This is a genomic window from Actinomadura sp. B10D3 (assembly GCF_039871695.1).
Lineage (GTDB): Bacteria > Actinomycetota > Actinomycetes > Streptosporangiales > Streptosporangiaceae > Spirillospora > Spirillospora madurae.
In genome coordinates this window covers 226,393-243,931 of record NZ_JBDPLY010000005.1, presented here as the reverse complement: position 1 = coordinate 243,931, position 17,539 = coordinate 226,393, and the positions used below count along the sequence as shown (strand labels likewise).

17 protein-coding genes are annotated in these 17,539 nt (G+C 73.7%); 15 read left to right on the top strand and 2 right to left on the bottom strand.

The window, feature by feature from the left end; all coding sequences use genetic code 11:
* The first annotated feature begins 99 nt into the window (after nucleotides 1–99).
* From ABGB11_RS11855 to ABGB11_RS11845, 3 genes are read left to right on the top strand one after another with little or no spacing between them, the layout of a single operon-like run.
* Complete coding sequence (locus tag ABGB11_RS11855) at nucleotides 100–1,026, top strand: FKBP-type peptidyl-prolyl cis-trans isomerase (protein WP_347631812.1); 927 nt, start codon at nucleotides 100–102, stop codon at nucleotides 1,024–1,026.
* Between the two features lie 41 nt (nucleotides 1,027–1,067).
* Nucleotides 1,068–1,721: a transcriptional regulator gene (locus ABGB11_RS11850; RefSeq protein ID WP_347631810.1), complete on the top strand. Its 654-nt coding sequence runs from the start codon at nucleotides 1,068–1,070 to the stop codon at nucleotides 1,719–1,721.
* A 31-nt stretch (nucleotides 1,722–1,752) separates the two neighbouring features.
* Nucleotides 1,753–2,247, top strand: coding sequence for a DUF3291 domain-containing protein (locus tag ABGB11_RS11845; protein WP_347631808.1), 495 nt, complete (start codon nucleotides 1,753–1,755; stop codon nucleotides 2,245–2,247).
* Between the two features lie 31 nt (nucleotides 2,248–2,278).
* On the opposite strand, the gene ABGB11_RS11840 is transcribed toward ABGB11_RS11845, so the two are convergent.
* Complete coding sequence (locus ABGB11_RS11840) at nucleotides 2,279–3,361, bottom strand: DUF3866 family protein (RefSeq protein ID WP_347631806.1); 1,083 nt, start codon at nucleotides 3,359–3,361, stop codon at nucleotides 2,279–2,281.
* Nucleotides 3,362–3,456: 95 nt separating this feature from the next.
* On the opposite strand from ABGB11_RS11840, the gene ABGB11_RS11835 reads away from it, so the two are divergent.
* From ABGB11_RS11835 to ABGB11_RS11810, 6 genes are all read left to right on the top strand, one after another.
* Nucleotides 3,457–4,485 carry a WYL domain-containing protein gene (locus ABGB11_RS11835; RefSeq protein ID WP_347631804.1) on the top strand — a complete coding sequence of 343 codons (1,029 nt, stop codon included), beginning with the start codon at nucleotides 3,457–3,459 and terminating at the stop codon, nucleotides 4,483–4,485.
* The gene (locus tag ABGB11_RS11830; RefSeq protein ID WP_347631802.1) at nucleotides 4,482–5,486 is read left to right on the top strand and encodes a WYL domain-containing protein; all 1,005 of its coding nucleotides are present in this window, start codon (nucleotides 4,482–4,484) and stop codon (nucleotides 5,484–5,486) included. Before ABGB11_RS11835 ends, ABGB11_RS11830 begins: the two co-directional genes overlap by 4 nt.
* A gap of 156 nt (nucleotides 5,487–5,642) precedes the next feature.
* Entirely contained in the window at nucleotides 5,643–5,864 is a 222-nt protein-coding gene (locus tag ABGB11_RS11825; RefSeq protein ID WP_347631800.1) for a hypothetical protein, read from the top strand.
* A 26-nt stretch (nucleotides 5,865–5,890) separates the two neighbouring features.
* On the top strand, nucleotides 5,891–6,253 hold the full coding sequence (tatA, locus tag ABGB11_RS11820) for a Sec-independent protein translocase subunit TatA (protein ID WP_347631798.1): 363 nt from the start codon (nucleotides 5,891–5,893) through the stop codon (nucleotides 6,251–6,253).
* 55 nt (nucleotides 6,254–6,308) lie between these two features.
* The gene (tatC, locus tag ABGB11_RS11815; protein ID WP_347631796.1) at nucleotides 6,309–7,172 is read left to right on the top strand and encodes a twin-arginine translocase subunit TatC; all 864 of its coding nucleotides are present in this window, start codon (nucleotides 6,309–6,311) and stop codon (nucleotides 7,170–7,172) included.
* Between the two features lie 125 nt (nucleotides 7,173–7,297).
* Nucleotides 7,298–10,066, top strand: coding sequence for a DEAD/DEAH box helicase (locus tag ABGB11_RS11810; protein WP_347631794.1), 2,769 nt, complete (start codon nucleotides 7,298–7,300; stop codon nucleotides 10,064–10,066).
* Between the two features lie 21 nt (nucleotides 10,067–10,087).
* Here the strand turns inward: ABGB11_RS11810 and ABGB11_RS11805 are convergent, their stop codons facing one another.
* Nucleotides 10,088–10,987 carry an oxygenase MpaB family protein gene (locus ABGB11_RS11805; RefSeq protein WP_347631792.1) on the bottom strand — a complete coding sequence of 300 codons (900 nt, stop codon included), beginning with the start codon at nucleotides 10,985–10,987 and terminating at the stop codon, nucleotides 10,088–10,090.
* A gap of 216 nt (nucleotides 10,988–11,203) precedes the next feature.
* Here ABGB11_RS11805 and ABGB11_RS11800 point away from each other — a divergent pair, with 216 nt between their 5' ends.
* The 6 genes from ABGB11_RS11800 (at nucleotide 11,204) to ABGB11_RS11775 (ending at nucleotide 17,499) form a co-directional block, all read left to right on the top strand.
* Nucleotides 11,204–11,566 carry a hypothetical protein gene (locus tag ABGB11_RS11800; RefSeq protein WP_347631790.1) on the top strand — a complete coding sequence of 121 codons (363 nt, stop codon included), beginning with the start codon at nucleotides 11,204–11,206 and terminating at the stop codon, nucleotides 11,564–11,566.
* Between the two features lie 177 nt (nucleotides 11,567–11,743).
* The gene (locus ABGB11_RS11795) at nucleotides 11,744–12,760 is read left to right on the top strand and encodes an ATP-binding cassette domain-containing protein (RefSeq protein WP_347631788.1); all 1,017 of its coding nucleotides are present in this window, start codon (nucleotides 11,744–11,746) and stop codon (nucleotides 12,758–12,760) included.
* Nucleotides 12,757–13,590, top strand: coding sequence for an ABC transporter permease (locus tag ABGB11_RS11790; RefSeq protein ID WP_347631786.1), 834 nt, complete (start codon nucleotides 12,757–12,759; stop codon nucleotides 13,588–13,590). The genes ABGB11_RS11795 and ABGB11_RS11790 overlap by 4 nt, the downstream gene beginning before the upstream one ends.
* Nucleotides 13,591–13,740: 150 nt before the next feature.
* Entirely contained in the window at nucleotides 13,741–14,385 is a 645-nt protein-coding gene (locus ABGB11_RS11785) for a TetR family transcriptional regulator C-terminal domain-containing protein (RefSeq protein WP_347631784.1), read from the top strand.
* Nucleotides 14,366–15,133 carry an ABC transporter ATP-binding protein gene (locus tag ABGB11_RS11780; RefSeq protein WP_347631782.1) on the top strand — a complete coding sequence of 256 codons (768 nt, stop codon included), beginning with the start codon at nucleotides 14,366–14,368 and terminating at the stop codon, nucleotides 15,131–15,133. Before ABGB11_RS11785 ends, ABGB11_RS11780 begins: the two co-directional genes overlap by 20 nt.
* Nucleotides 15,130–17,499 (top strand): ABC transporter permease, encoded by a 2,370-nt coding sequence (locus ABGB11_RS11775; protein ID WP_347631780.1) that lies wholly within the window; start codon nucleotides 15,130–15,132, stop codon nucleotides 17,497–17,499. Before ABGB11_RS11780 ends, ABGB11_RS11775 begins: the two co-directional genes overlap by 4 nt.
* Nucleotides 17,500–17,539: the final 40 nt, after the last annotated feature.

Sequence of the window (17,539 nt, the reverse complement as noted above, 5' to 3'; positions counted from 1 at the left end):
TCCGGCGCGGGGTGTTGTGCGCGCCGGACGCTACTGGCAGGTCACCTGGGCGGTAGGGTGAGCGCGCAGTGACGCTCGTGACCCCCCGAAGGACCGTGTATGCGCCGTGGTGTTCGGTTGTTGTCCGTGGTCGTGCTGGCCGCGCCGTTGGCGTTGTCCGCCTGTTCGGGCGGTGGGGTGGACGTCGATGTGAGCGGGGATTTCGGGAAGTTGCCGCAGGTGCGGTTCCCGAAGGGCGAGCCGGGTGATTCGTTCGCGGTGAAGACCGTGAAGGAGGGCAAGGGGACGGCGGCGCGCAAGGGTGATCTGGTGGTGGCCGATTATGTGGGCTACCGGTGGAACAAGGGTGGGCGGAAGCTGCTGGCGAGCAGTTACGCCAAGGGGCAGCCGGGGGCGTTCCCGACGGGTCGGCTGGTGCCGGGGTTGACGAAGGCGTTCGACGGGGTGCGGCCGGGGTCGCGGGTGGTGGCGCGGATTCCTCCGAAGGACGGGTTCGGGGATGAGGGGGATCCGAAGCACCAGGTGGGTGCGGGTGACACGCTGGTGTACGTGCTGGACGTCCGGGCGGTGTATCCGCGGGCGGCGGGTCCGCACGGTGAGAAGCAGGCGCCGCTGGGTGATCCGCGGTTGCCGAAGGTGGGGGAGGCGGCTGCGGGGCAGGCGCCGGTGGTGACGATGCCGCGTTCGGCGCCGCCGCGGAAGTTGCAGGTGCGGGTGCTGGTGAAGGGGGACGGCCCGGCGGTGCGGAAGGGCCAGTTGCTGGCGCTGCAGTATGCGGGGTACTTCTGGCGGGACGGGAAGGTGTTCAACTCGTCGTGGTCGGAGGGGCATCCGTTCGGGGCGGTGATCGGGACCGGTCAGGTGATGAAGGGCTGGGACCAGGGGCTGGTGGGGCAGCGGGTGGGGAGCCGGGTGCTGCTGGTGGTGCCGCCGTCGCTGGGGTACGGGTCGAAGGGTCTGGCGCAGTTCGGGATCAAGGGGAACGACACGCTGGTGTTCGTGGTGGATCTGCTGGGTGCGCACTGAGGCTTTCTAAACGGGATCCTCGTTGTTCATAGAATGGCGGGGTGGAGGACATCGACGCGATCGCGCTGCTGCAGGATCCGCTGCGGCGGCGGTTGTACGAGTTCGTGACGGCGCAGGGCCGTGAGGTGGGGCGGAACGAGGCCGCCGAGGCGGCGGGTGTGGCGCGGACGCTGGCGGCGTTCCATCTGGACAAGCTGGTGGACGCGGGGCTGCTGGAGGCGGGCAGCCGGCGGTTGACGGGGCGGTCGGGGCCGGGGGCGGGGCGTCCGGCGAAGGTGTACCGGCGGTCGGCGGTGGAGCGGGGCGTGTCGGTGCCGGCGCGGGATTACCGGACGGCGGCGGGGCTTCTGGCGGAGGCGGCGGAGGCGGCCGGTCTGGACATGGAGCTTCAGGACGCGGCGCGGCGCCGGGGGAGGGCTCTGCGCGGGGGCGGGTCGTGCGGGGATCTGGACGATGTGGCGGAGGTTCTTGCCGGTCGCGGGTATGAGCCTGTGCGTGATGAGGGCGGGGCGGTTCTGCGGATGCGGAACTGCCCGTTCCATGCGGTGGCGGAGCAGTTCCCGCCGCTGGTGTGCGGGATGAATCTGGCGTTGCTCGAGGGGCTGGTGGAGGGGTCGCGGGTGCGGGTGCGGATGGATCCGCGGCCGGGGTGGTGCTGTGTCGCGGCCGAATCTTCTAAAAACAACGAAGATTGACATAGAGGGGGCGGCGTGGTGAGGTGAGGCCATGACCGAAGACGCCCGGTACCACCTCGCCCAGTTCAACGTCGCCACGCTCCACTTCCCCCTGGACGATCCGCGCATGGCGGACTTCGTCGCGCTGCTGGAGCCCGTCAACGCGCTCGCCGACGCCGCGCCCGGGTTCGTGTGGCGACTGGTGGAGGAGGGGGAGGCCGACGCGACGGGGATGCGTCCCGCCGGCGAGGACGTGATCGTGAACTTCTCGGTGTGGGAGTCGTCGGAGGCGCTGTGGGACTTCGTCTACCGCAGCGCGCACCTGGAGACGATGCGGCGCCGCCGGGAGTGGTTCCGGCGGCATGTGGACGCGCACCTGGTCCTGTGGTGGATCCCGGCGGGGCACGTCCCGACGGTCGGCGAGGCGCTGAAGCGGCTCGCGCTGCTGCGTGAGAGCGGGCCGTCGCCGCGGGCGTTCACGTTCAGCTCGTCCTACACGGCGGAGGAGGCCGCGGGTGCCGGCGAGGCCGAGCCCGCGGCCGTGTGAGAGCCAGTGGCCGTGTGAGAGTCAGTGAGGGTCAGTCGAGCAGCGCGGCGGTGTGGCGGCCCGCGGCCGCGGCGGTGAGGAAGTACGGGAGGTCCTCGTCCAGGCGGCGGCCCATGGTGGACAGCCGGACGCCCCAGTCCTTCTCGGCGGCGCGGAGGACGTCGTGGAGGCCGTCGACGGGGACGGGGACGAGGCGGTGGCGGTCGCCGAGCGGCGCGGCCTCGGCGGCGACGCGGGCGCCGAAGGGGCCGCCGAGCTCGGGGACGGGGATGTCGGCGGCGGCGAGCGCGACGCGCCCGTAGGCGGTGAGGCAGTGGTGCGAGATGCCGATGTGGCGTTCGCGCCGGTCGCCCTCGCTGACCCTCAGGGAGCCGACGGGGCGGCCGCCGAGCACGGACGCGGCGTTGACGGCCTCGCCGGCCGAGACGCCGGAGAACCCCCAGCGGGTGCCGGTCCCGAGGTTCCCGGGGCCCTGGGCGAGGACGGCGACGTCGGCGTCCAGGACGAGCCGCGCCGCCAGCAGGCCGGTGTGGACGGTGACGGTCTCCAGGTCGCCGCCGAACGACTGCCCGGCGGTGACGGTGGCGGCCAGGGCGCCGGCGTCCTTCAGCCGGGCGATCGACATGGAGAACCAGGACGGCAGCGCGCCGCCGTCCGGCATGACGTAGACGACCCGGGTGGAGGGCCGTGCGGCGAGGAGGGCGGCCAGGATCGGCGGGAGCGCCGAGTGCAGGTCGGCGACGATGACGGGCATGCCGTCGAGGGAGTCGGCGTCGCGCAGGGTGTCGTGGTGGGGGGAGTCCTGCTCGTCGGCGCCGAGGACGGTGGCCTGCAGGGGGGTGTAGCGGGCCTTGACGAGGTGGCCGGGCCCGTCGGGGTCCGGGGGGAGCCGGTCGGGGACCGCGACGACCATGGCGTAGCCGCCGGTGCCGAGGCCCATCGCCAAGGCCGTAGTGTTGAGCAGGACGGTGTCGCCCGGCTCGGGCCGCCCCACCAGGGCGGGGTAGGCGAGGGCGCGGTGGGTGCCGTCGCCCCCGATCGAGACGTTCAGTTCGACCGCCCCGGGCCATTCACGGCGGATGTCCTCGACTGTGCCTTTGCGCCATCGGATCACACCGGGAAACGGTAGCGTCCTGGAGGACGGCACGCGGGGACGATCGGCACGTCGGCCGGGCCGGGGGCTCACGGAGGGAACGAGGTGGTGGCGAAGTGTCGCGGCGCAAGACCGAGCGGCTGCTGAACCTGGTGGTCTGCCTGCTCGCCACCCGGCGCTATCTGACGGCGGAGCAGATCCGCCGGGCGGTGCCCGGTTACCCGGAGTCCGACGAGGCGTTCAAGCGGATGTTCGAGCGCGACAAGGAGGAGCTGCGCGAGCTCGGCGTCCCGCTGGAGGTGGGCAGCGACCAGCAGGGCGGCGGCGGTGAGGAGATCGGGTACCGGATCCCGCCGCAGGCCTACGAGCTCCCCGACATCCACCTGACCCCGGACGAGGCGGCGGTGCTCGGCCTCGCGGCGCGGGTGTGGCAGCGGGCGAGCATGGCGGAGGCGGCGTCGGGGGCGCTGCTGAAGCTGCGGGCGGCGGGGGTGGAGACCGACGCGGCGACGGCCGTGGGCATCGAGCCGCGCGTGAACACCCAGGACCCGTCGTTCCCGGCGCTGTGGGAGGCGGTGCGCGACGGCCGCCCGGTCGCGTTCGACTACCAGGGGATCGGCCGGACGTCGGTGGCGCGGCGGCACCTGGAGCCGTGGGGCGTGGTGAGCCGGCGGGGCCGCTGGTACGTGGTCGGGTTCGACCGGGACCGCGACGAGCAGCGGGTCTTCCGGCTGAGCCGCATCGTCGGGGAGGTCGCCGCGGACGGCCCGGCCGGGTCGGTGACCGTCCCGGACGGGGTGGACGTGCGGCGGATCGCGTTCGACTGGGGCGAGCCGGTGAGCGAGCCGCGGCCGGCGACGGTGCGGCTGCGGCGGGGCGCGGCGCAGGGCCCGCGGCGGTGGGCCCGGGACGTGCGGCCCGTCGACGACCCGGAGTGGGACGGGGAGTGGGACGAGGCGGTCCTGACGTTCCGCGAGGTGGACCGGTTCGCTCCGTATCTGGCGCGGTTCGCCGGTGATGTGGTGGTGCTGGATCCGCCGGACCTGCGGGAGGCGGTGATCCAGCATCTGAAGTCGGTGCTGGCCGTGGCCGGCGCCCACGCGACGAGCGGTCACGCGGAGCTGGGGGAGGTGAACGGCCGATGACGGCGAAGGCGGCCGCGAAGACGGCGGCGACGACGTCCACGGACCGGCTCGGGCGGCTGCTGGCGCTCGTCCCGTACGTGGTGAACCGCGACTCGGTGGCGCTGGAGGAGGCGGCCGCCGCGTTCGGGGTGACGCAGAAGCAGCTGATCGACGACCTGAACCTGCTGTGGTGCGTGGAGCTGCGCGCGCCGGACCCGTACTGCCCGATCGACCTGTCCTACGAGGGCGGGGAGATCACGGTGGCGGAGGCCGAGTCGATCGCGCGGCCGCTGCGGCTCAAGGTGGACGAGGCGAGCGCGCTGCTGGTGGCGCTGCGGATGCTCGCGGGGATCCCCGGCCTGGACGACCGGGACGCGCTCAGCCGCGTGATCGCGAAGCTGGAGAGCGCGGCGGGCGCCGCGGCGGCGGTGTCCAGCCAGGTCGCGGTGGAGGTCGACGCCTACGGCGGCGCGGGTGACCCGGCCCGCACCGCGGTCGGGGTGCTGCGGGACGCGATCGCCGCCGGCCGCCGCGTCCACCTGACGTACTACGTCCCGGCGCGGGACGAGAACACCGAGCGCGACGTGGACCCGATGCGGCTGCTGGTCGTGGAGGGCAACACCTACCTGGAGGGCTGGTGCCGCCGGGCGGAGGCGGTGCGGCTGTTCAAGCTGGACCGGATCGCCGACCTGTCCGTGCTGGACGTCCCCGCGCAGGTGCCGGACGACGCGGAGCCGATCGACGTGGACGCGGGCCTGTTCCGCCCGTCGCCGCAGGACGAGGCGGTGACGCTGGAGCTGTCCCCGCGAGGCCGGTGGGTCGCCGACTACTACCCGTGCGAGAGCGTGGAGGAGCTCGGGGAGGGGCGGCTGCGGGTGGTGCTGCGCACCCCCGACCCCCGCTGGGTGCGGGGCCTGGCCCTGCGGCTCGGCGACCAGGGCCGTGTCGTCGCGCCCCCGCACCTCGCGGACGGCGTCCGCGAGGACGCGCTCCAGGCGTTGTCCCGGTATGGCCTGGCTTGAGCGGTAGCGAACCGGGGGGTGTGGGGGGTCGTCCCCCCACAGGGCACGGGCTTGAGCGCCAGCGAACCGGGGGGTGTGGGGGGTCGTCCCCCCACAGGGCACAGGCTTGAGCGGCGGACGTGGGCGCTCGTCGGGTTGATCGGATAGCGTGGCGGCGTGGCGTGGGTCTCGGTGTCGGTGTCGCTCGGTTTCGCCGGTCTGGCCGTGCTCGCCTGGTGCGCGTTCAAGGTGTGGCTGGGTGTGCGGCGCTTCGGACGTGAGCTGGAACGCACCAGGCGGCGGCTGGAGCCGAAGCAGTCGGCGCTGCGCGATGAACTGTCCCGTCTCGATGAGGCTCGGTCGTCACAACCGCCCGGGGAGGGCGTACGATCGTCCTGAACGGGCCCCTGCTGAAGAGGATTGACATGGCTGGACTTGGCACGACCGAGATTCTGATCATCCTTGCGGTCGTTCTGCTGCTGTTCGGGTCGACGAAGCTTCCGCAGCTCGCGCGGTCGCTGGGCAAGTCGGCGCGGATCCTGAAGGCCGAGACCAAGGGCCTGCACGACGACGAGGACGACGGCACCGCCAAGTCCGGTGAGACGGCGCAGGCCGCGCAGGGTGACGATGCGCGCAAGGAGGCGGCGCGGCTCCGCGAGGAGGCGGCGCGGCTGGAGCGCGAGGCGGCCTCCGGAGAGGCCGGGCAGCGTCCGCGCGGCGCGCTCGGCTCGGGCGAGCCGATCCAGGGTGTGCCGGTGTCGGACCCCGGCCGGATCCACAAGGGCTGACCCCCGGCCCCGCCCCCCGATTCCTGTCGCCGAACACCGAGCCTGATTGCCCACGATGAAGCTGAGCAGGCGCGACGCCGCCGCCCCCGACGGCCGCATGCCCCTCATGGAGCACCTCCGTGAGCTGCGGAACAGGTTGATCAAGGCGATCCTGGGTCTGGTGGCCGGTGCGCTGGTCGGGTGGATCCTGTTCGACCCGATCTGGGACTTCCTGAAGCAGCCGTACACGCGGATCCCGCCGGAGCACTGCCTGAACGGCAAGTGCGACCTGGTCGTGCACGGGATCTTCGACGGTTTCTTCATCCACCTGAAGGTCGCGCTGATCGTCGGTGCGGTCCTGTCGTCGCCGATCTGGCTGTACCAGATCTGGGCGTTCGTGGCGCCGGGCCTGTACCAGAAGGAGCGCCGCTGGACGTACACGTTCATGGCGGCGGCGGTGCCGCTGTTCGTGCTCGGCGGCGGGCTGGCGTACCTGACGATGGACAAGGGCCTGAAGATCTTCATCGGGCTCGCGCCGGGCGACACGACCGTGCTGGTCGGCGTGCAGGACTACCTGGGCTACGCCCAGGCGATGCTGTTCATCTTCGGGCTGACGTTCGAGCTGCCGCTGTTCGTGGTCATGCTGAACCTCGTCGGGGTCCTCACCCACGAGCGGATCCGCAAGTCCCGGCGGATGCTGATCTTCGGGGTGTTCGTGTTCGCGGCGGTCGCCACCCCCAGCCAGGACCCGTTCACCATGCTGGCGCTGGCGCTGCCGACGATCCTGCTGTTCGAGGTCGCCGAGCTGCTCGCGTTCTTCCACGACCGGCGGATCGCCCGCCGGCCCGACCCCTACGAGGGCCTGTCGGACGACGAGGCGTCCCCGCTCGAACTGGAACGGATCGACGCCGAGCTGGAGAAGGGCGACCGCGCCGTCTGACCGTCCGCCCGTCTGACCGTCCGCCCGCCTGACCGACCGCGCCGCCTGACGACCCGGGCCCGTCCTGTCGCCGCCGGGCGGGCCGGATTGGTGGTGGGGACGGTCGGAACCGTAGGCTCGAAGGCATGACCACCCCCGACACGACGTCGGCCGGGGAGAGCCCGGCCCAGCGGTACGCCGCCTACCGCAGGCGCACCGCGGGGCAGGGCCCGGCCCTGCTGGACTTCCGCACCCTGTACGACTTCGAGCTGGACAAGTTCCAGCTGGAGGCGTGCCAGGCGCTGGAGGACGGCAGCGGCGTCCTGGTCGCCGCTCCCACCGGATCCGGGAAGACGGTGGTGGGGGAGTTCGCCGTCCACCTCGCCCTCACCGGCGGCACCAAGTGCTTCTACACGACGCCGATCAAGGCGCTGTCGAACCAGAAGTACGCCGACCTCGTCCGCCGGTACGGGCCGGAGAAGGTGGGGCTGCTCACCGGCGACAACAGCGTCAACGGGGAGGCCCCGGTCGTCGTGATGACGACCGAGGTCCTGCGGAACATGCTGTACGCCGGGTCGCAGACCCTGGCCGGCCTCGCGTTCGTCGTCATGGACGAGGTGCACTACCTCGCCGACCGGTTCCGCGGCGCCGTCTGGGAAGAGGTGATCATCCACGTTCCGGACTCGGTGCGGATCGTGGCGCTGTCGGCGACCGTCAGCAACGCCGAGGAGTTCGGCGAGTGGCTGCACGAGGTGCGCGGCGACACCGCGGTGATCGTGGACGAGCACCGTCCCGTGCCGCTGTTCCAGCACATGATGGTCGGGACCCGCCTGTACGACCTGTTCGTCGACACCGGCAAGGGCAAGGACCGGCAGGCGCGCCTGAACCCGCAGCTGACCCGGATGGCGGTGGAGGAGGTCCGCCGCGCCAAGGTCAACCAGGGGCGCCGGACGGGACGCCGCCGCGCGCCGCGCCCGCAGCGGTTCCGCCCGCCGGCCCGGCCGGACGTGATCGAGCGGCTGGAACGTGCCGGGCTGCTCCCGGCGATCACGTTCATCTTCAGCCGCGCCGGCTGCGACGCCGCCGTCCTGCAGTGCCTGCACGCGGGGATCCGGCTGACCTCCAAGGAGGAGTCGGAGGAGATCCGGGCGCACGCCGAGCTGCGCACCGCCGACATCGCGCCCGAGGATCTGCGGATCCTCGGCTACGGCGACTTCCTGGACGGGCTGCAGCGCGGTGTCGCCGCCCACCACGCCGGGATGCTGCCGACGTTCAAGGAGATCGTCGAGGAGCTGTTCACCCGCGGGCTGATCAAGGCGGTGTTCGCGACGGAGACGCTGGCGCTCGGCATCAACATGCCCGCCCGCACCGTGGTGATCGAGAAGCTCGACAAGTGGAACGGCGAGGCGCACGTCGACCTCACCCCCGGCGAGTACACGCAGCTGACCGGGCGGGCCGGGCGGCGCGGCATCGACGTCGAGGGGCACGCGGTGGTGGTGTGGGGCCCGAACGTGGAGCCGGCGTCGGTCGCCGGGCTCGCCGGCACCCGCACCTACCCGCTGAACTCCAGCTTCCGGCCGTCGTACAACATGGCGGTCAACCTCGTCGGCGCCGTCGGCATCGAACGGGCGCGCACTCTTCTGGAGGAGTCGTTCGCGCAGTTCCAGGCCGACCGGGCCGTGGTCGGCCTGGCCCGGCAGGTCCACAAGAACGAGGAGGCGCTGGAGGGGTACGCGAAGGCGGCGCAGTGCCACCTCGGCGACTTCATGGAGTACGCCGCGATGCGGCGGCGGCTGTCGGACCGGGAGGCGGAGCTGTCGCGCGAGCGCGCCGGGGCGCGCCGCGCCGAGGCCGCCCGGTCGCTGGAGCACCTGCGGCCCGGCGATGTGATCATCGTGCCGTCGGGGCGGCGGTCCGGGCTCGCCGTGGTCCTCGACCCGGGTGTCGGGCGCCGTTCCGACGGCCCGGCGCCGCTGGTGCTGACGGTGAACCGGTCGGTGCAGCGGCTGTCGATCCAGGACTTCCCGCGCGCCGTGGAGCCCGTCGAGCGGATCCGCATCCCGAAGTCGTTCAGCCCCCGCAACCCGCAGGACCGCCGCGACCTGGCCTCCACGCTCCGCAACAAGGTCCCCGACGACGTCCGGGAGCGGCGGCGGTCCCGCGGCGACTCCGCCGCCGCCGACGACGCCGAGATCACCCGGCTGCGCGCCGAGCTGCGCCGGCACCCCGTGCACGGCTGCGACAAGCGCGAGGACCACGCCCGCTGGGCCGAGCGGTACCACCGCCTCGACCGGGAGACCGAGCAGCTCCGCCGCCGCGTCGAGGGCCGCTCCCAGGTGATCGCCCGGACGTTCGACCGGGTGTGCGCGGTCCTGCAGCAGCTCGGCTACCTCGACGGCGACTCCGTCACCGAGGAGGGCCGCCGCCTCGGCCGCATCTACAACGAGCTGGACCTGCTCACCGCCGAGAGCCTGCGCGAGGGGCTGTGGGAGAAGCTCGACCACGCCGAGCTGGCGGCGTGCGTGTCCGCGCTGGTGTACGAGTCGCGGCAGCCGGACGACGCCGCGCCGCCGCGCACCCCGGGCGGGGCCGCGCAGGACGCCCTGGCCGCGATGGTGCGGCTGTGGGGGGAGCTGGACGCCGTCGAGCGCGACAACCGCGTGTCGTTCCTGCGGGAACCCGACCTGGGGTTCGCGTGGACCGCCTACCGGTGGGCCCGGGGCGACGACCTCGACGAGGTGCTGCTGGAGAGCGACCTGACCGCCGGCGACTTCGTCCGCGCCGTCAAGCAGCTGCTGGACCTGCTCGGGCAGGTCGTCGACGCAGCCCCGCCGAACAGCCACCTCCGCAAGACCGCGCGCCGTGCCATGGACGCGATGCGCCGCGGCGTGGTGGCGTACTCCTCGGTCGCCTAGCGGGGGCCGCCGAGCGGCGGTTCAGCCCGCGCGGCGCCGGGCGCGGCGGGCCGACAGGGTCCGGTCGACGCGGTAGGCGGCCAGGCGCACCAGCAGCCGTTCGGGCGGGCGCCGCAGCGGGCGGGGTGTGACCCGGTGGGTGAGCGCGGCGGTCCCCAGCAGCGCCCCGGCGGCGCGGCGGCGGGCCGGGGTCCAGGGCAGCCCGAACCCGGCGCGCAGCTCGTCGGGGAGGAGCGCGGCGGTGACGAGGCGGAACACGGCCAGTGCCGGGAACAGGGCGCGCAGGCGGCGCGGCCACAGGACTGCGGCGGTGACCTCCCTGGCGGTGCCGGTGACCTCCAGTTCCGCGAGCGTCTCGGCCATGTAGGCGCGGAACGCGGCCAGGTCCGGCGGCTGGGACTCCAGCGGGCATCCGAGGACGTCGGCGACGATCCTGGCCTGGCGGTAGTAGGCCTCGGCGAAGTCGGGGTCGTCGCCGCCGCGCATGAGGCGCTCGTGGACGTGCAGGGCCGAGTCGATGAGGGTCGCGTTGACCCACAGCTGCAGGTCGGGGTCGTTGCCGGTGTAGCCGTCGCCGCGGACGGTGGTGTGGATGCCGCGGACCTTCGCCGCGACCCGCGCCACCTGGTCCGGGGTCCCGTAGGTGGTGATCAGCAGGAAGTCGAGGGTGCCGAACAGGCGGGCGAGGGGGCGGTCGGCGAAGTCGCTGTGCTCGGCGACGCCCCGCGCCACGGCCGGATGCGCGAGCTGCATGAGGAGGGCCCGCCCGGCGGCGAGGCCGACGAGCGGCTCGGAGGCCAGCGTCCGCAGGACGTCCCGGTCGGCGAGCAGGGCGGCGAGCCGGTCCTCGGCGCCGCCCGGGGAGCCGGCGTTGGGACGGGCGGCGGGGCGCTCGGTCGGGACGCGGGGTGTGGCGGGCACGGAACCTCCCGGGGGTCGGGGCCTGCCCCGCCATCCTCCCGCACCTATTGACAGACGGTCAATAACGGGGGGTTCCGCCTGCCGGGCCGCAAAGCTCGCCGAGGATGCGAAACCGGCACGGGCCGCGCTGATCCGATGCGACAATCAGGGACGCCCGGCCGCCATGAGACCGTGGGAGCCGGGCACCCCCTGTGTACCCCGAGAAAGGTCCCGACCGTGGCCATCCGCGACAAGATGCGCGCCAACGCGGCCCACGTCCTGCAGCCGGGTGAGAACATCCAGGCGGTGTTCGGCGCCCAGACCACCAGCCAGTACTTCGCCCTGATCTCGATCTGGATCATCATCTTCAGCAACGCCTACCGGGTCGTCGTGGTCACCGACCGCCGCATCCTGGTGTGCAGGTCCGGGCGGATGCGCATGACCCCCGTCAACGAGGTCGTGCGCGAGCTGCCGCGCAACACCCGCATCGGCCCCCCGAGCGGCCTGTGGTGGCGGTGCGAGACGCTCGGCGAGCGCCTGTACGTCCACAAGCGGTTCCACAAGGACGTCAACGCCGCCGACGGCGTCACCGCGTCCTGACCGACGCCCGGAACGCCGGACGAGACGCCCTCCCGCCGCGTGGAGGGCGTCTCGCCTTGTGCGGTCTCATGCCGGAGGCGGAGACGGATCGGCTTGCAGGAGGATCCGAGCCGCTCGCCTCCGCGCTAGTGTGATCACGATCACCAGCATCCGTGACGGACGAACCCGGGAAGAGGCATGATCGAGGCGGAGAACCTCACCAAGCGCTACGGCGACAAGACCGCCGTGGACGACCTGTCGTTCACGGTCGTGCCCGGGCGGGTCACCGGGTTCCTCGGCCCGAACGGCGCCGGGAAGTCGACCACCATGCGGCTGCTGCTCGGCCTCGACCGCCCCGACCGCGGCGACGCCCGCATCCACGGCCGCCACTACCGCGACCTGAACGCCCCGCTGCGGGTCGTCGGCGCGCTGCTGGAGGCCCGCGCCGTGCACACCGGCCGCAGCGCCTACAACCACCTGCTGTGCCTGGCGCAGACGCAGGGCATCGGCAGGAAGCGCGTCGACGAGGTCGTCGAGCTCGTCGGCCTCACCGGCGTGGCCCGCAAGCGCGCCGGCGGCTTCTCCCTCGGCATGGGGCAGCGGCTCGGCATCGCCGCCGCCCTGCTCGGCGACCCGTCGGTCCTCGTCCTGGACGAGCCCGTCAACGGCCTCGACCCCGAGGGGATCGTCTGGATCCGCACCCTCATGAAGCACCTCGCCGCCGAGGGCCGCACCGTGTTCGTCTCCAGCCACCTCATGAACGAGATGGCCGTCACCGCCGAGCACCTCATCGTCATCGGCCGCGGCCGGCTGATCGCCGACTGCTCCACCGAGGAGTTCATCGAGCGCTCCACCGAGAAGACGGTGACCGTCCGCAGCCCCGAGGCCGGGCGGCTCGCCGACGCCGTCGCGGCCGAGGGCGGCAAGGTCGCCCCGGGCGAGGGCGACCTGATCACCGTCACCCACATGGAGGCGCCGCGCGTCGGGGAGCTCGCCGCCGCCGAGGGCATCGTCCTGCACGAGCTCACCCCGAGCCGTGGCTCGCTCGAGGCGGCGTTCATGGAACTGACCCGCGAGAGCGTCGAGTACGGCGCGGTCGGCGGCACCGCCCCCGCGGCGCCCCCCGCGGCGGCCGGCGCCGCCGTTCCCGCGGCTCCGCCCGGAGCCGCTCCCGAAGCGCCGCCCGTTCCCGCCGAGGAGGGGGAGTCCCGATGACCACGGCCACCACCGAGCCCGCCGCGGGCGCGCAGGCCCACCCCCGGCCCGGCTTCGGGCGGCTCCTGCTCGCCGAATGGACGAAGATCCGCACGGTCCGGTCCACGCTGTGGTCGCTGATCCTGCTCGTCGTCCTCGACCTCGGGTTCACCGCGCTGTTCGTCGGCCTCACCGTCGCGCAGTGGGACAACATGCAGCCCGGCGACCGCGCCCAGGTCACCGCCGACCCGGTCAGCATGATCCTCGGCAGCGGGTTCTTCCTCAGCCAGCTGACCGTCTGCGTCCTCGGCGTGCTGGTGATCGCCTCGGAGTACTCCACCGGCATGATCCGCGCCAGCCTGCTCGCCGTGCCGCGGCGGCTGCCGATGCTGTGGGCCAAGGCCCTGGTGTTCTCCCTGGTCGTCCTCGCCCTCGGCGTCGCCGTGTCGTTCGTGTCGTTCTTCATCGGCGCGGCCATCCTCGGTGGCAAGGCCGAGGTGTCCCTCGGCGACGAGGGAGTGCTGCGCGCCGTCATCGGCGGCGGCCTCTACCTGGCCATGCTCGGGCTGTTCGCGCTGGCGATCGGCGCGATCGTGCGGCACCCCGCCGGCGGCATCACCGGCGTGATCGGGTTCGTCCTCGTGCTGGCGCCCCTCGCCGCGCTGCTCCCCGGCAGCATCGGCGAGCATGTCCACGCCTACCTGCCCTCCGAGGCCGGCACCCTGATCGCCAAGGCCCACCAGGGCCCCGACGACCTGCTCACCCCCTGGCAGGGCTACGGCGTGTTCGCCCTGTGGACCGTCGTGCTGCTCGCCCTCGCCGCGTTCCTCCTCAAACGCCGCGACGCCTGACACCGGCGGGTCGTCCCCGCGCAAGCCGCCCCCGTGGTCCCGCGCCCCGGGGGCTTTCTCCGCCCAGAAGTTTGCATACTGCAACGATCCGGCCTACCGTTTGGGCAGTTGCTTTAAGCAGATGCCCAACCGAGATCCGGGGGAGTGGAGATGGGGGACGACGCGGTGCCGACCCGGCTGCGGCTGCTGGAGGCGGCCGTCGCGGTGATGGCCGAGAGCGGCTGGGCCGCGGTCACCTCGCGGGTGGTGGCGGACCGGGCGCAGGCCAACAACGCCCTCGTGCACTACTACTTCGGGTCGGTGGGCGCGCTGCGCCGGGCCGCGGTCATGCACGCCGTGGAGAAGGAACTGGAAGGCCCCGTCGAGACGATCCTGCGGGCCCGCGACGTCCTGGACGGCGTCACCGAGGCCGTCCGGGACCTCATCGACCGCAGCGCCGACACGCCCGGCCGACGCGTCGTCATGGAAGCGCTCGTGCACGGCCTCCGCGACGACGAGCTGCGAGCCGAGAGCGAACGGCAGATCCGCGTGTTCCGGGACCTGCTGGCCTCCCGGCTCGCCGAGGACAGGGCGGCCGGGCTGCTGCGCCCCGACGCCGACCCCGCCGCCCTCGCGGTCGTGCTCACCGCGCTGATCGACGGGCTGCTCCTGCACGCGCTGATCGCCCCCGGCGCCGACATCGGCGCGTCGATCGCCGGGCTGACGGCCCTGCTCCGGCCGCCCGCCGCACCCACCGGCCGCGACGACCGCGAAGACGACGACGAAGGAGACGGCGATGACGCGACACGGCCATGAGCGGGCGGTCGCCCAGAACGACCGCGACGGGCACGGCGAGCCGCCGCTCGCGGTGCTGCTGCGCGGAGCGCGCAAGACCTACGGCACCGGCCCGGCCGAGGTCCACGCGCTCAAGGACGTGGACCTGGAGGTGCGGCAGGGCGATTTCGCCGTCCTGCTCGGCCCGTCCGGATCGGGCAAGACGACCCTGCTCAACCTCATCGGCGGGATCGAGCCCGCCACCGCGGGCGAGGTCATCGCCGGCGGCCGCGACATCACCGGGCTCGGCGAGGACGCCCGCACCGCCTACCGGCGCGACACCGTCGGGTTCGTCTTCCAGTTCTTCAACCTGGTCCCGTCGCTGACCGCACTGGAGAACGTCCGGCTGGTCGCCGAGCTGACCGGCCGCGGCGACCGGGAGCGGTCGCGGGCCGCGCTCGAGGCCGTCGGGCTCGCCGAGCGCGCCGCCCACTTCCCCGCGCAGCTGTCGGGCGGCGAGCAGCAGCGCGTCGCCATCGCCCGCGCCATCGCCAAGGACCCCGCGCTGCTGCTGTGCGACGAGCCGACCGGGGCGCTCGACCTGGAGACCGGGCGCGGCGTCCTGCGCGTCCTGCAGGACCTCAACCGGCAGGGCCGCACGGTCCTGGTCGTCACTCACAACGCCGCGATCGCCGCGCTCGCGCACCGCACGATCCGGATGCGCTCCGGCGCCGTCGTCGAGGTCACCACGCAGGCCGCGCCCGCCACCGCCGCCGAGGTGACGTGGTGAGCACCCTCAACGTCAAGCTTCGCCGCGACCTGCGCCGCCGCCCCGCCCAGCTGGTGTCGGCGGTGGTGCTGGTGATGCTCGGCGTCGCCCTGTTCGGCGCCTCCTACGACGCCTACAAGAACCTCGACGCCGGGTACCAGGCGCTCTTCGGCAAGTACCGGTTCGCCGACCTCACCGTCACGGGCGGCGACACCGCGGCGATCACCGCGCAGGCCCGGGCCCGCCCCGGCGTCCAGGCCGTCACCGCCCGGACCGTCGCCGACGTCCCGCTGCGCATGCCGGACGGCGCCACCCTCGTCGGACGCGTCGTCGGGCTCCCCGCCGCCGCGCAGCCCGCGGTCAACCGGGTGAAGGTGCGCGACGGCCGCTACCTCGACCCCGCCGCCCCCGCGGGTGTCCTCGCCGAGAAGCACATCGCCGACCACGCCCGCCTCGGGCCCGGCTCCGAGGTGGCCGCCTGGGACGGCCGTGCGTGGCGGAACCTCGGCGTGCGCGGCACCGCGTCCTCACCCGAGTACCTGTGGCCCGCCGCCGACCGCCAGAACGTGCTGCCCGCGCCCGGATCGTTCGGCGTCCTGTTCGTGCCCGAGCCGCTCGCCCGCCAGATCGCCGGCACCACGGCCCCCAACCAGGTCGCGGTCTTCTACACCGGCGCCGGGCGCCGCGACGCCCCCCGTCTCGACGCCGCCCTGTCCGCCGCCGCCCGCGGCCACGGCGCGGGCGCGGCCCTCACCCGCGCCGAGCAGCCCAGCAACGCCACCCTCGCCGAGGACATCGAGGGGTTCTCCGAACTGGCCGTCATGTTCCCGATGCTGTTCCTCGCCGCCGCCGGCGTCGCCGTCTACGTCGTGCTGACCCGCCGCGTCGCACGCGACCGAGTCGTCATCGGGACGCTGCGCGCCAGCGGGTTCCGCCGCCGCACGCTCATCGCGCACTACCTGGCCACCGGGGTCGCGGTCGGGCTCGCCGGCTCCGTTCCCGGCGTGGCCGCCGGGCTCCTTCTCGCCGGGACCGTCACCCGCCTGTACGGCGACGCCATCGGCCTGCCCGAGACACTGGTGTCGATCCGCGCGTCCACCGTCGCGGCCGGACTGGCCTTCGGCGTGGTCGCCGCCGCCCTGGCCGCCCTGGCGCCCGCGGTGTCGGCCGCGCGGGTCCCGCCCGCCGAGGCGATGCGCGGCGCCGTCCCCGCCGCCCGCGGCGGCGGGCTCCTCGCCCGGCTCCAGCGGTCCGTGCCCGCCGCGGGACGGCTGCCCGCCGGCGCGTGGCTGGTGCTGCGCGGGCCCACCCGCCAGTTCCGCCGCACCCTCTACACGATGGCCGGCGTCGTCCTCGCGCTCGTCCTGATCCTGGTCTCGTGGGGGATGCTCGACTCCTCCCGGGCGACCGTCTCCCGCCAGTTCGACCAGGTCCAGCGGCAGGACGCCGAACTCACCCTCGCACGCCCCGTCGACGGCGCCACGCTGAAGGCCCTGGCCGGGACGGACGGCGTGCGCGCCGCCGAACCGTCCGCCCGCGTCCCCGTCACGATCACCGCGGGCGGCGGCGAGTACTCCACCACCCTCGTCGGGCTGCCCGCCCGCACCCGCATGCACCGGTTCCTCACCCCCGGCGGCGGCGAGCGGACCCTGCCCGGCGAGGGCGCGCTCATCGGAGCGGCCCTGAAGGGCAGGCTCGGCGTGGACGCCGGCGACCGCGTCGGGCTCCGCCTCGGCGACGGCCGCACGGTCACCACCACCGTCGCCGGATTCGTCGACGAGCCGCTCGGCACCCGCGCCTACGCCACCCTCGGCCAGGTCGCCGCGTGGGCGCCGGCCGCCGGGCCCGACACCGTCCTCGCCCGGTTCGACCCCCGCGCCGACCGCGCCGCCCTGCAGCGCGCCCTGTCGGCGCGGCCCGGCGTCGTCGCCTACACCGACGCCCAGGCGCTCGAGCAGACCATGGACGACTACATGGACCTGTTCTACGTGTTCGTCGCCGTCATGCTCGTCTTCGGCGGCCTGCTCGCCTTCACCGTCCTGTTCGCCACCCTGTCGGTCAACCTCGCCGAACGCGGCACCGAACTGGCGACCCTGCGCGCCGCAGGTGTCGGCCGGCGCCGGCTCGCCCGGCTCGTGACCGCCGAGAACCTCCTCGTCGTGACGGCCGGCGCCGTCCCCGGCCTGATCGCCGGGCGGCTGGCCACCGGCGCGTTCCTCGCCGCCTTCAACAGCGACCTGATGGCGTTCCACACCGACATCCGGCCCGCGACCTACGCCTGGTCCGCGCTCACCGTGATCGCCGTCGCCTGGCTGGCGCAGCGCCCCGGCCTGCGCGGCGTCGCCCGCATGAACCTCGCCGCCCTGGTCCGCGAACGGACCGGCTGACCGCGCCCGGCCGCATAAACGGGGCCGGTCCACGGTTGAA